The sequence below is a fragment of the Sphingopyxis sp. EG6 genome (assembly GCF_003609815.1).
GTDB lineage: Bacteria > Pseudomonadota > Alphaproteobacteria > Sphingomonadales > Sphingomonadaceae > Sphingopyxis.
In genome coordinates, this window is sequence record NZ_AP017603.1 from 1,684,617 (window position 1) to 1,698,065 (window position 13,449).

The 13,449-nt window shown below is 60.5% G+C and carries 11 protein-coding genes; 5 read left to right on the forward strand and 6 right to left on the reverse strand.

Translation table 11 applies throughout. The features are described 5' to 3' along the window. Positions 1 to 157: 157 nt before the first annotated feature. The 6 genes from SPYCW_RS08285 to SPYCW_RS08310 form a co-directional block, all read right to left on the reverse strand. Positions 158 to 1,336, reverse strand: a complete 1,179-nt coding sequence (locus tag SPYCW_RS08285) for a hypothetical protein (protein WP_145985956.1) — start codon at positions 1,334 to 1,336, stop codon at positions 158 to 160. A gap of 64 nt (positions 1,337 to 1,400) precedes the next feature. Further along, on the reverse strand, positions 1,401 to 3,581 hold the full coding sequence (locus SPYCW_RS08290) for a GumC family protein (RefSeq protein WP_120216390.1): 2,181 nt from the start codon (positions 3,579 to 3,581) through the stop codon (positions 1,401 to 1,403). A gap of 40 nt (positions 3,582 to 3,621) precedes the next feature. Further along, on the reverse strand, positions 3,622 to 4,365 hold the full coding sequence (locus tag SPYCW_RS08295) for a polysaccharide biosynthesis/export family protein (protein WP_120216391.1): 744 nt from the start codon (positions 4,363 to 4,365) through the stop codon (positions 3,622 to 3,624). Positions 4,366 to 4,437: 72 nt separating this feature from the next. Next, on the reverse strand, positions 4,438 to 5,865 hold the full coding sequence (locus SPYCW_RS08300; RefSeq protein ID WP_120216392.1) for an O-antigen ligase family protein: 1,428 nt from the start codon (positions 5,863 to 5,865) through the stop codon (positions 4,438 to 4,440). A 167-nt stretch (positions 5,866 to 6,032) separates the two neighbouring features. Continuing rightward, a protein-coding gene (locus SPYCW_RS08305; protein WP_120216393.1) for an IS5 family transposase occupies positions 6,033 to 6,790 on the reverse strand; the annotation gives its coding sequence in 2 pieces (ribosomal slippage) (positions 6,033 to 6,457 and positions 6,457 to 6,790; 759 coding nt in all). A gap of 81 nt (positions 6,791 to 6,871) precedes the next feature. After that, positions 6,872 to 7,657 carry a metallophosphoesterase gene (locus SPYCW_RS08310; RefSeq protein WP_120216394.1) on the reverse strand — a complete coding sequence of 262 codons (786 nt, stop codon included), beginning with the start codon at positions 7,655 to 7,657 and terminating at the stop codon, positions 6,872 to 6,874. A gap of 247 nt (positions 7,658 to 7,904) precedes the next feature. Here SPYCW_RS08310 and wecB point away from each other — a divergent pair, with 247 nt between their 5' ends. From wecB to hslU, 5 genes are all read left to right on the forward strand, one after another. Further along, positions 7,905 to 9,023 (forward strand): non-hydrolyzing UDP-N-acetylglucosamine 2-epimerase, encoded by a 1,119-nt coding sequence (wecB, locus tag SPYCW_RS08315; RefSeq protein ID WP_120216395.1) that lies wholly within the window; start codon positions 7,905 to 7,907, stop codon positions 9,021 to 9,023. Beyond that, on the forward strand, positions 9,010 to 10,305 hold the full coding sequence (wecC, locus tag SPYCW_RS08320; RefSeq protein WP_120218191.1) for a UDP-N-acetyl-D-mannosamine dehydrogenase: 1,296 nt from the start codon (positions 9,010 to 9,012) through the stop codon (positions 10,303 to 10,305). The genes wecB and wecC overlap by 14 nt, the downstream gene beginning before the upstream one ends. Positions 10,306 to 10,377: 72 nt before the next feature. Next, the gene (locus SPYCW_RS08325) at positions 10,378 to 11,160 is read left to right on the forward strand and encodes a class I mannose-6-phosphate isomerase (protein ID WP_232014884.1); all 783 of its coding nucleotides are present in this window, start codon (positions 10,378 to 10,380) and stop codon (positions 11,158 to 11,160) included. Between the two features lie 54 nt (positions 11,161 to 11,214). Next, on the forward strand, positions 11,215 to 11,781 hold the full coding sequence (gene hslV / locus SPYCW_RS08330; protein ID WP_120216396.1) for an ATP-dependent protease subunit HslV: 567 nt from the start codon (positions 11,215 to 11,217) through the stop codon (positions 11,779 to 11,781). 5 nt (positions 11,782 to 11,786) lie between these two features. Continuing rightward, on the forward strand, positions 11,787 to 13,088 hold the full coding sequence (gene hslU, locus SPYCW_RS08335; protein WP_120216397.1) for an ATP-dependent protease ATPase subunit HslU: 1,302 nt from the start codon (positions 11,787 to 11,789) through the stop codon (positions 13,086 to 13,088). The last annotated feature ends 361 nt before the right edge of the window (positions 13,089 to 13,449 follow it).

Consider the following 13,449-nt stretch of genomic DNA (forward strand, 5'->3'; position numbering starts at 1 on the left):
CGGCAGATCGCGGTTCCTTCGGACCGTCAGTCGTCGACCATTGCGCGGAAGTTGAATATCAGCCCCAGCATCAAGGGTATTTGCCGAGATCGTGAGGCGCAGGAGGAGACCGAAGACCGACGCTAGACTAGGGAACGGCCGAAGATCAACGAACCCGTCAGGAGACCGGCGCGAGCGAGAGGTCCGAAATCATAGCGTCGATGCCCAAAGCATCGTCTGGCAGGGCGACGTCAATCGAAACCCAATGCCAGCGACACCCCCTGTCGGCGATCTGAATATTCTTGCTACGTTTGCCAGCAAGCAGCGGGGTCAAAATCCCGATCGGCGACTCCACATCAGGTTCAGCGCAAAAAATGCGAACCTTCATTGCATCGGCGGACATCGGCGCATTGCTCGACATCGTCCAAGCGAGCCGATATTTGCCAGGTACAAGTTGCACGAGTTGCTGCGCCGCCGAACCGTTAGCTCCGCCAACTGCCGAAACCACCAACTGCCCGTTGCGCACGTCGATCGACGCGCCGAGATTGCCGAGCGCCGCCAAACGCCAGTCGAACGGGGCGAGAGCTGCATCTCCTGCAAAGCTGCCATTGACAAGCAGATTGCCTTTTTCTCTTTCCGCCGGCCGCAGGGCTTTCGCCAACTGTCGGGCTTCATTGAACTTGCCGATGCCCGCCAACCCCAACACCAAGGCTTCGTCAGTCGGTTGGACTTCCGTCTGGCGCCAGCGCTTCTGTGCCAGTGCGATCCGGATTCTTGCTGCATTGCCCAGGCTCTCAGGGCGACGAATGACCAACTCCCAGTAAACATCGGCCCAGCGCGGTTTCGGGCCGAGAACATCGGTCAACGCCTCTACAGCACCATCCTGCGCAGTAGCGGTCGCCATCGCGGCGCCGTAGGCTTGCGAAGCTTCACTATTGGTCAGCATCGCCCGCGAGAGCCAGGCGAAAAATGCGCGCCGATCATCGCGCTTTGCCGCGGCTTCGACCAGACTCATATTGACCAAGACGCTACGACGCGAGAGCTTTCCCGCGAGTTCTAGCAGCGCCTGCGCCCTCTCGGAATCCGCATTTCGGGTCAGCGAAAGCGCCTGGAGCGCCACCGCCGATGCGGCAAGGGGTTCGGATCGATAGGCCCGCCTTGCCATTCTGATTTCGCGTGCGTTGACCGTTGCGCTTCCTACTCGTGCGCGGCGCGCGCCCAGAGATTGAAGCGCAAGGTTGCCGCTCGCAACGGCGCTCGGCGGCACGCCCACCGCCAGCGTCCTCCTGGGGGCACGGGTTTCATTAGAGACCGCGTAGCTCGACAAGCCGACACCGATCCCCAATGCCAATGCCATCAGCCATCCCAGTGCCCGAAAGACAGTCACAATCCAGTTCCGATACTATCCAGTCGACGCCCAGCTATTTTTTGACTTCATCCTGCCCATAGCTGAAACCATAGCCATAGCCATAGCCATAGCCATAGCCATGGTTCTTGGTGTTAACCTTGGTAACGATCGCACCAAACAGTCTGGCCCCCGACATTCTCAACCGCATCAGGGATGTCGCAATGATACGATTTTTTGTCGAATTGGCTTCAATTGTGAACAACACCCCTTCGACGCGGCGTGCGATTAGGGGGGCATCAGCCAGACCCAGAAGCGGAGCCGAGTCGATCAGTACATGATCATAGCGCGTTAGAAGCGTCTCGATCAGCAAGGAAAGACGATCGCTACCGAGCAATTCGGCGGCATTTGGCGGTGTCTTGCCGGCCGTCATCAAAGAAAAGCCGAAGTTCGGAAGGGTCGCAATCATGTCGTTCAAATTGTCGTCGCCCGACAGATAGTGACTGAGTCCGCTCTTGTTCGGCATTTCGAGATAACGATTCAACGAAGGGTTCCGGAGATCCGCATCGACCAGAATTACCGATTTCCCGGTCGCAACCAGCACCGAGGCGAGCGACAAGGACGAACTACTCTTGCCCTCTTTCGGTCGTGACGACGTCAGCATCAGCGAACGCGGCGCACCATGTTCGGTTAGGAAGCTGAGGTTGGTCATTACCGAGAAATAGGCTTCGTATATCGTCGATTTCTTATCGAGAATATCCTGTGCAACCGCCTGTTCCGTTTCTGGGATAGCGCCCAGAAGAGGCAGGTTGAAGCGCTTCGCCACGTCTTGCGGGTCGCGGATAGAGCTGTCCATCTTTTCCAAAAGGAAGATCAGTCCCGCGGCTAGGCTGATACCGGCGATCAGCGACAGGGCCACGTTCAAGAGCAGCCGTGGACTCGACGGTCGTTCCGCCGCCTTCGCGATATCTACCACCGCGATATTGTTGGTTCCGACACCTGCAACCCCGATCTCCTTGTACCGCTGAAGCAAACCGTCATAGATTTGTCGGTTGGAATCAACCTCGCGCTGCAAAATCGCCATTTCGATCGATTCACGCTGCTGCACATTATATTTTGCAGTCAAGCGATCGAGTTCAACCTGCATGTCGCGCTCGCGCCTCACCGCGGCATTATAAGCTTCACGGTTCCCCTGGGTCGATCGCGACACTTCGCTCGCAATGCTGCGGTCGAGTGTCTGTATCTGGCCGCGAAGCGAAACGACCGCAGGGTAATCCTCGGCAAAGGTCGTCCGCAATTTGGTCAACTCGGTCTCCAGCTCCGCGCGTCGTTCACGCAGTCTGCCGATCGTAGGCGCAACAACAGCCGCGCTCCCGGTAAGAGTGTTCGCGATTTCTGCCTCCGCGGCAATCCGCAGCTCACGCGCTTTCGTAAGAGCCTTACCGACCTCGGCAATGTCGGCACCAACCAATGTTTCGGACTGAGTTCGCCCATTGATATCTCGCTGCGACGAGATCGTCACGATACCCTTCGTCATCCCATAGTTGATCAACGCCCGCTCAGACGTCTCCAGATTCTGACGTAAAGTGTCCAGCCGACTCTCCAAATACTGGCGCGCGTCGGTTGTCGCCGCGAACCGGCGATCGATGCTAGCCTGCAAGAACTGCTGCGCCCAAAGATTTGCCAGCTTGGACGATAGATTTGGTGAAGGCGTTGCAAAGCTTACGTCCACGAGACTGGAATTGCGTACCGGCAACACCGACAAGCGATCAAGCAGTATCTCTGCCGCTTTCTTTGCCAGGCCTTGTCGCTGAACGCTCGTCATCGATGCATCGGCAGCGCCATCCAACTCGAACGCGCTCAGAAAATCCTTGTCGACCGTCAAGTTTCCTGCACGCACGACGCGCTCTGCCAACGCTTCCGACCGCAACAGCGAATATTGCGTGTTATAGAAGGAAAGCTCATTGATGAGCGCTTTGTCGCGCTGCCCCTCGACCGACGTGGCGACAGGCGCATCCGGCAAAATCTCAAGGCGAGTCGTCGATGTGTACTGCGGCGTCGCGAGAAATGTTGCGAGCAGACCCAGAAGGAAAACACCCGCAACCACGCCAAGAGCAAGATTGCGATGATTCAGAATCGCTGCCCAAATACGCTCCAGAACCGATAGACCCGATTCCGCTCGGCTATCGTCGGCCAGCGGGGTGTCTGCATAGTGAGTGAATGCAGGATCACCAAGATAGTTAGTCAACTGGTTCATTTCGCGATCAATTCCTGTTCAGGATGTAAGGTAAGCGGCGTCATTTGCGAAAACGGTCCGCCAACAGGATGACAGGCGAAAGGAGCGTAGGCACAATCTGCAATAGTTCCTTGAATTGACGGCGAGCCGGCGAATCGCCAACGATGACAACATCGTTCGGGAAAATCTCCGGATCGGCATAGTTGCCGCGTCGAATGGCTTCGAGATTGTAGATGCCCACATAGCTCTTCGCGCCCACATCCCGCATTACGACCACATCTTCGAGTTTAGCGAACTCGGTGGGACCGCCGGCCAACGCGACCGCCCGCATCAACGTGACCCGTCCGACCACCGGATAGGCTCCCGCATTGGCGACCTGGCCGTCAACCGTCACGAGCATCGCCTGAGTCGCAAGGGGGCTAACGGACGACTTAAAATTCACCGTCACATGGGGATCGCGAACATAGCGACCTACCAGGCGCGAACGTATCTCGTCCGAGACCTTGTCGGGCGTTTTACCCGCCGCAGCGACCGTGCCGATCAACGGAAAGCCGAAATTCCCTTCGCCATCAGTAAGGACGTCGCGTTGCATCTCGGGCACGCCGAACACTTCAACGCGCAACTCGCTGAAAGGACCGATATAGGCCAGCCGCGTAGCACGAACGGCATCCGTTGATTCTGGAACTGGCAGTTCAGAGATCAGCGTTGTCGGCGCATTAGGTACGCTCGAAACGGGCGCCGGTTTACCGGCGCACCCGGCAAGAAGTACTGTCGCGATAGCGGTGCAGAGCGAAAATCGATTCATGAGGTAAGCTTTGATCCGGTCAGATAATGGCTTGCGCGCTATAAACATATTGCTCTTGTCTGCAAACCAATCTCAGCGTGATCTGCCCGGTTTTGGGCAGCACAAAAAAACGATCAGGAAAACGGCCAGAGCCTGAAGGGACGGAACCCGCAATGGGTAATCAATCAGGCTTGTGGCCGCAAACAGCGCGATAACGGTCAAAATGGGTAACCGCAGATCACCACGATAACCTTTAACCAAGTTACGACCGCCTAGCGCCCAAGACGACCGCATGATCCAGATAATCGTCCCAATCAAGATCAATCCGAAGGGCAGTCCACCCGTAAGGATTACTTCGGCCCAGTCGTTGTGCGCGTGATTGAAATAAGCATCCCGCAAAAGGCTGTCAGCTTCGAACATTTTGTAAACGCTCGCAAAAGAGCCAAGACCGCTGCCGGTGAGCCAATAGGTTTCAATCATCGATTGGACCGCAGGCCAGGCCAAAACCCGCAAATCATCCCCCGCGCTCTGGGTCATCAAGCGCGTGAAGGCGGTAGTACGATCCGAAAGCATCAGCGCGGCACCGACAAAAAGCGCGAACAAAGCCGGCGGCGTATAAAAAAGCCAGCGCGCGAATTTTGATCGCGACAAATCCGGGCCGCGCGACGCATCGGTTCCAAGCCACGAGGCGGTTATGACCGCATAGCTGACGGACGCAGCGAATGCCCCCGCGACAAGACCTCCGCGAGACCCAATCAATATGGTCAGGATCGTCAGCATGACGCCCGCCAACACAAGCCCCACCCGAATGAGCGGACGCTTGCGCTTGCGCATCAATTCATCGCGGAACAATGCGGCAATGAGCAGGAGGGTACCGGCCAGGAAAATCGCATGATGATTGCGGTTGGAAAAAAGCCCTACGATCGAGTCATTATTGGAGATGCGGTAGAGGTAAGCGGGACTCGAAGGACCCGACAATATCTGAACCAATCCCAACAGAGCACTGGCACATGCAATAAGGACCATCGCGACTATCAAAGATGAATAGTCATCACGATCCGTTTGCGCGGCAAGCAGCAGCGCGGCCAACGGCACGCACATCCCCAACATCGCATTCCATGTCTGCGACGGGGCCAATGAAATCGGACGCCAAAGTTCAGACTGTCCAATTAAGCCGTCGATCGCAACGATCGTGCCACGACCGGGCATGTTGTGCCAAAGGTCGGGCGGGAGCGGCACGAGTTGGAGTGCCATCCACAGAAGCAATGCCAGCATAAGCGCCAACGGAACACGAATGCGCCGCCAATCTTCGCGTTGCATTTGAAGGGCAGCCCAGAAGGCAAACAAAACCGCCGCGCCGCGCAAAAGTGGCAACGAGACAATGTCGCTGCGAGATCCACCGCCCAAGAGGAAAACAAAAATCAGAAATAGGATCGGCACCCACTTCGGAAGTGCCAGATCAGCGAACCGAGCGCTAGAACGCCGCGATGGGCCTTTAGCAGATTTAATTCCATGCTTCATCGAATGATCTGGTTTCAAAACTCATTTCAGGCGGCCACGCTCCGCCGCCGCAAGCGTCGGACCAACTATACGCCGCCACTGTCAGTGGCAAGCGGGACAAAAAGGACAAAGTGCAAAATATATGCCGAAAGCGAGAAAGCGAACCCAAACTTAGGGTCCAGACTCAATCACAGCCAGAAGGCGACGGCTGCAGCGAGGCTTACGGCTGACAGGAAGTTCCTGGCGAGCTTGTCGTAGTGGGTGGCAATGCGGCGGAAGTCCTTCAGGCGACAGAACATGGCCTCGACCCGCCAGCGGTCCTTGTAGCGGCGTTGGTCAAACTGGATCGGGCGCTTGCGGTTGCGCCGTCCGGGGATCACCGGGATGGTGCCCTGCTCACGCAAGGCAGCCCTGATGCGGTTCGCATCGTAGCCCCGGTCTGCGATCACCCGCTTCATGCCGACAGTCTCGCCGATCAGCAGGTCTGCGCCCTTCACATCCGACGTGTTGCCGGGCGTCAGGACGAGGCGGAGCGGCCGTCCGAGGACATCGACGAGCGCGTGGCTCTTCGTTGTCCTGCCGCCACGCGAGATGCCAATGGCATTGGCCCGCGCCCCCCTTTTGCGCCACCGGCAGAGCGGTGGGCCTTGATGTAGCTGCTGTCGATCTGGCCGGTCTCCGCGATCCAGCCTTCCTCGGTCAGCGCCGCCAGGATGCGGGTCCAGATGCCCCGGCGGCTCCAACGGTTCCAGCCATTATAGACCGTCGTCGAAGGGCCGTATTCGGGCGGGCAATCCGCCCAGCGGCCACCGCACTTGAGCATGTGAATGATGCCCGAGATCACCCTGCGATCATCGACCCGCCGCGCTCCGGGCTGGTTCTTTGGCAAGTGCGGCTCGATCGCAGCCCACGCTTCATCCGACAGCCAGAACAACGAACGCGACATTCTCAACAGCCTCCTGCTACAGCGGAGACTCCCTGAATCAATGGGCGCGCAGATTTTCAAGAGGCTGATCGGGTTTGGGCCCTAGGCAGCGCACTCCGCCCTTTCCTCGTTAGCGAAGAGAAACCAACGCGTAACGCCTTCCAAGCCCAAAGCAACGAGAGAGCCGCTGCGAAAAGCTCCGATGTCGATACCAATCCGATTTGCCTGTTCATCGGGTTCATTGGTGATGCTGTGTCCATGCACAATCATCTTGCCGTGGTCGCCGAGATTGTCCAAAAAATCATCGCGAATCCAGCGCAGGTCAGCCAATGACTGCTTTTCGAGCGGCACGCCTGGCCGGATACCCGCGTGGACAAACGCATAATCGCCGATTTCAATTACATCTTCGCCCATTCCAAGGAACGTGACATGCTCGGCCGGCACCCGTTGCTGGAGTTGCTCGGCGACCTCCTCAAAACTTGCGCTGGCCAGACTGGCATCATCTTTCCAATAGCTCCGGACGGTCGCGTCACCGCCGATCCGCATGAAATAGCGAAGGCGACGCGTGTCTCCGCCAAGCGCCGCCAGAAAACACTCCTCATGGTTACCGATCAATAGCCGCGTGTCCGGAAACTCCGCGCGCAGAGAAATCGCGCGATTGATCACTTCAGCCGAATCCGGGCCACGATCGATCAAGTCACCAAGCAGGATAATCGTGATCCTCGCAGGAGCTCGCGCCGCGTGGTCGGCGCGAATCATATCGATAAGCTGTGCAAAAAGGTCGTCGCGGCCGTGGATATCGCCGACAGCATAGACACGCTGTCCGTCGGGGATCGCAAAACCGCCGCGTGCCGCTTGAACGGGCTTACTTTTCCGCTTCCAGAACATCAAAACAAAATCATCCTATTGAAAATGCGTGTATTTCTATCAGCCATTGGACGGTGTACCGAGGGGATTCCGCTCCTAGCTCCGCGAGGCGCACGTTGCAAGCTACGCCCGAGAGACCGGAATGTTCAGTGCGTCGTCGCAATTTTCCGCTCTCCCATCGCGGCACGATCCGCTTAAGGGTGTCGCAAGCTCTTTCAACTAAACCGCGGTTCAGTCTCCGCCCAAACAAGCCCTGAGGAGTTATTGAATGAAAGCGATGATGGTTTTCGGAACGCGGCCGGAAGCGATCAAGATGTTTCCTGTCATCCACGCGTTAAGCGCCCAGATGGGAATCCAGGCTCGCGTCTGCGTCACCGCCCAGCATCGCGAAATGCTCGATCAGGTGCTCGAAATTGCGCGTATCACGCCCGACGTCGATCTCGACGTCATGACTCCCAACCAGTCACTCGACGGCCTTCTCGCGCGCCTCGTTACAGGCCTCGGCGAATCCTTCGATGCCGAAAAACCCGATCGCATCCTCGTCCATGGCGATACACTCACTACCATGGCGGCCACCCTCGCCGCCTATTTCCGTAAGATCCCGGTTGGCCATGTTGAAGCGGGCCTGCGCAGCGGCGACATTTATCACCCTTGGCCCGAAGAGGTGAACCGCAAGGTTGCCGGCGCCGTTGCCGACCTTCATTTTGCGCCCACCGAGACCGCGGCGGCGGCGCTGCGTGCCGAAAATGTCCCTGCGGACCGCATTCACGTCACGGGCAATACCGTGATCGACGCCCTGCTCGCGACCAAAGCGCGAATCGATGAAGAACCCATGCTCGCCGCCGGGCTCGATCCGCTGCTCGCGCGTTTTGCGGGCAAGCGGATCATCGCAGTCACCTCGCACCGCCGCGAGAATTTCGGCGACGGGATGAAAGCGATCGCCGATGCCATCGCGGGGCTCGCTGCGCGGCCCGACGTCGCGGTGATCTTTCCAGTGCATCCGAACCCGCATGTTCGCAGCGCGATGGAGCCCATTCTCGGCGCGCTGGACAATGTCGCGCTGATCGACCCACTCGACTATCCACATTTTGTCCGGTTGCTTGCGCTCAGCACTATCGTGCTCACCGACAGCGGCGGGGTGCAGGAAGAGGCGCCTTCGCTGGGCAAGCCCGTGCTCGTCATGCGCGAGACAACCGAGCGCCCAGAAGGCATCGAGGCGGGTACCGCGCGCCTTGTCGGCACCGACAAAAATCGCATCGTTTCTGAAATTTTCAGCCTTTTGGACGATGAAGGCGCGTATAATGCCATGGCGCGCGCCCATAATCCCTTTGGCGACGGCAAGGCGGCGACACGAATTGCGGAGATTATTGCGCGTGCCCATCGATAGCGAACAGACCGTCACCGTCCTCGGCCTCGGCTATATCGGCCTGCCGACTGCGGCGCTGATTGCGCGATCGGGCTGCAAGGTCACTGGCGTCGATGTCAGCCAGCATGTTGTCGACACCGTCAACAACGGCAAGGTGCATATCGAAGAAGTCGATCTCGACGGCTTGGTCCAGGGGGTGGTTTCGCGCGGCGCGCTAGTCGCATCGACCGAGGTCGCGGCGGCCGACGTCTTCGTCATCGCGGTCCCGACTCCGCATGACGACGAGCATCGGCCTGACATTGCCTATGTCCTGTCCGCGGCGCGCGCGATTGCGCCGAAGCTTATGGCAGGCAATCTCGTCATTCTCGAATCGACCTCGCCCGTCGGCACGACCGAAAAGGTCGCCGCGCTGCTCGCCGAGCTCCGCCCCGACCTCAAGGTGCCGGGCGCCTGCACCGGCGCTGCCGACATCTTCGTCGCTTATTGTCCCGAGCGCGTGCTGCCGGGGCGCATCCTCGTCGAACTGGTCGACAACGACCGCTGCATCGGCGGCATCACTCCGCGCTGCGCGCGCCGCGCGATGACTTTCTATCGCCAGTTCGTGCGCGGCGCCTGCGTCACCACTTCGGCGCGCGCCGCCGAAATGGTGAAGCTGGTCGAGAACAGCTACCGCGACGTCAACATCGCCTTTGCCAACGAGCTGTCGATGATGGCCGAACAAATGGGTGTCGATGTGTGGGAGGTGATCCGCCTCGCCAACCGGCACCCGCGCGTCAACATCCTGCAACCCGGCCCCGGCGTCGGCGGTCACTGCATCGCGGTCGATCCGTGGTTCCTCGTCCACGGCGCGCCCGAGCACAGCCGCCTGATCCGGACCGCGCGCGAGGTCAATCTGGCCAAGACCGCGCATGTCATCGGCGCCGCCGAAATGCTGGTGTCACAGCATCCGCAGGCGCGCGTCGCCTGCCTCGGCCTCGCCTTCAAACCCAATATTGACGATTTCCGCGAAAGCCCGGCGGTCGAAATCGCCGCTGCACTTGCCCAGCGCTTTGGCAAGCAGATCCAAATCGTCGAACCCTATGCGCGCGGCCTGCCGATGGAGTTCGCGGGAACGGGCGCCGAGCTCATTGATCTCGACAGCGCGCTCGCCGATTGCGACCTGCTGATCGTGCTGGTCGACCATGACCTGTTCAAATCGATCCCGCTCGAAGAACGCGGTGACAAGATCGTCTATGACACGCGCGGGCTGTGGCTCGACCAGCCGAACGGGTCGGGCGCGAGCCCGCTCCACCGCGCGGCCTGACCGCTTTTGTACATGGCGCCCCGTCATCGTCCTCAAAGCAGCGCCGGGTCACTCCGGCGGCTGGCGCGGCTTGTGGTCGAAAAGCCGTGGGGCCGCGATGATATCCCCCGCGAATATGGTGATTTCGAAGGGCGGCGGATCGGCGAAATCTGGTTCGCGCATCCCGACGGCGACGCGGCGCCGCTGATGGTCAAATTCCTGTTCACCTCCGAACGCCTGTCGATCCAGGTTCATCCCGACGATCCGGCGGCCAAGGCCGCGGGGCTCGCACGCGGCAAGGATGAATGCTGGCTGGTGCTTGCGGCGGACTCGGACGCGCGACTGGGTGTCGGATTGACCGATGATGCGGACCGCGACGCGCTCCGGGCGGCCGCGCTCGATGGGTCGATCGTCGATCGGGTCGACTGGCGCGCCGCGGCGAAGGACGACTTCGTCTATAACCCCGCGGGAACGATCCATGCGATCGGCGGCGGGCTGACGATCGTCGAGGTTCAGCAGAATGTCGACCGCACCTATCGCCTGTATGACTATGGTCGCCCGCGCGCGCTTCATCTCGACGAAGGGCTGGCGATCGCACGGCTGACGCCGACCGCCGATCCGCGCGATCGGCACGTCGATCCGACGCGCGCGACCAAGCTGGTGAGCGGCCCCTTTTTCCACGTGCTCCACCTGACCGGGCCAGTCGATCCCGCGATGACCGGCGGCATCGCGGCCGAACTGACCTTTGTCCCCCTGTCCGCCGGCTGCTTCGCCGCAGGCGAGACCGTCGCGCTCGGCGAAGCGGTGTTGCTCGACGACCCCTCGCTCATCAGCATCGAACGCGGCGGCCGCGCGCTCCTCTGCTGGCCTGCCTGACCGCCTGCCCCTCGCCCCTTGCGGCGCATCGACCGATCTCCCATATCGCACCGCATGACCAATCCTCATGCGCAAAGTGCCGCGCCTTGGCACGGAACCACCATTCTTTCCGCCCGTACCGCCAACAAGGTCGTCGTGATCGGCGACGGTCAGGTGTCGATGGGCCAGACGGTGATGAAACCCAATGCGCGCAAGGTCCGCCGCCTCCACGACGGCAGCGTCATCGGCGGCTTCGCCGGAGCAACCGCCGACGCCTTCACCCTCTTTGAACGGCTCGAAGCTAAGCTCGAGCGCCATAGCGGCCAGCTGCTGCGCGCTGCGGTCGAGCTCGCCAAGGACTGGCGCACCGACAAATATCTCCGCAATCTGGAAGCGATGATGATCGTCGCCGACAAGGAAGTGACGCTCGTCATCACCGGCAACGGCGACGTGCTCGAGCCCAAGGGCGGCATTGCCGCGATCGGCTCGGGCGGCAACTACGCGCTCGCCGCCGCCACCGCCCTCGCCGATTATGAACAGGACGCCGAGGTGCTGGTGAAGAAGGCGATGCAGGTCGCCGCCGACATCTGTGTCTATACCAACGACCAGTTCACCCAAGAAACCATCGAAATCCAGGCGTAAGACAGATGAACAAGGACCTGACTCCCAAGGCGATCGTCGCTGCGCTCGACACGCACATCATCGGCCAGAACGCCGCCAAGCGCGCCGTCGCGGTGGCGCTGCGCAATCGCTGGCGCCGCCAGCAATTGTCGCCTGACCTGCGCGACGAGGTGACGCCGAAGAACATCCTGATGATTGGCCCGACCGGGTGTGGCAAGACCGAGATTTCGCGCCGCCTCGCCAAGCTCGCCGACGCGCCCTTCATCAAGGTCGAGGCGACCAAATTCACCGAGGTCGGCTATGTCGGCCGCGACGTCGAACAGATCGCGCGCGACCTCGTCGAAGAGGCCGTCCGGCTCGAGAAGGACCGCCGCCGCGAAGCGGTGCGCGCCGCCGCCGAGGAAGCCGCGATGGAGCGGCTGCTCGACGCGCTGACCGGAAAGGGCGCCAGCGAGGCGACGCGCCAGAGCTTTCGCCAGCGCATTCGCGAAGGCCATCTCGACGACAGCGAGGTCGAGATAGAGATCGCCGACGCGCCGTCGATGCCCTTCGAGCTGCCGGGCCAGCCCGGGCAGATGAGCATGATCAACCTGTCCGAAATGCTCGGCAAGGCGATGGGCGGCCCGCCCAAAAAGCGCCGCAAGCTCAAGGTGATCGAGGCCGCGACGCGGCTGATCGAGGAGGAACAGGAAAAGCGGCTCGACCAGGATGACGTCGCGCGCATCGCGCTTGCCGATGCCGAGGCCAATGGCATCGTGTTTCTCGATGAAATCGACAAGATTGCCGTCAGCGACGTGCGCGGCGGATCGGTCAGCCGCGAGGGCGTCCAGCGCGACCTGCTGCCGCTGATCGAGGGGACCACGGTCGCCACCAAATATGGTCCGATGAAGACCGACCATATCCTGTTCATCGCCTCGGGCGCCTTCCATGTCGCCAAGCCGAGCGACCTGCTGCCCGAACTGCAGGGCCGCCTGCCGATCCGCGTCGAGCTGAACGCGCTGACCGAAGCTGATTTCGTCCGCATCCTCAGCGAGACCAAGGCGGGCCTGCCGGAACAATATGCGGCGTTGCTCGGCACCGAAGACGTGGCCTTGTCGTTCACCGACGATGCCATCGCCCGCGTCGCCAAGCTCGCTGCCGAGGTCAATGAGCGGGTCGAGAACATTGGCGCGCGGCGACTGCAGACGATCATGGAACGGCTGGTCGAGGAGGTCAGTTTTGACGCCGAAGATCGGGCCGGGACGACGCTTACCGTCGACGCCGCCTATGTCGACAGCCAGCTGGCCGAAGTGGTCGGCGACACCGACCTCAGCAAATATGTGCTTTGAGGGATGATGGCTCGTTTTGACCGCAGTAAGCCGTCGCCCCCGCGAAGGCGGGGGCCGCTGTCGGTTTACGCAGCAGCGTAAGAGTAAGCAGATAGCGGCCCCCGCCTTCGCGGGGGCGACGTTGTTGGTACGCCCGCGCGTCACCCCAAAGCCGCCATTCCCGCAAATGCAGCCGTTTCTGCCCCTTTCGGTGGCGGCACTCCGATCATGCCAACCGCCGCAAATTACGACGCCGGCGCATCACGCACGTCGCACCGACAATATCGCTCCAACGGTCTCAAATCTGCATCTTTTCAGCCGGTCGTTCGCCGAACTTCATTTGACTTTTTCCGCCCGTCAATGCGATGAACGGTGCGACACG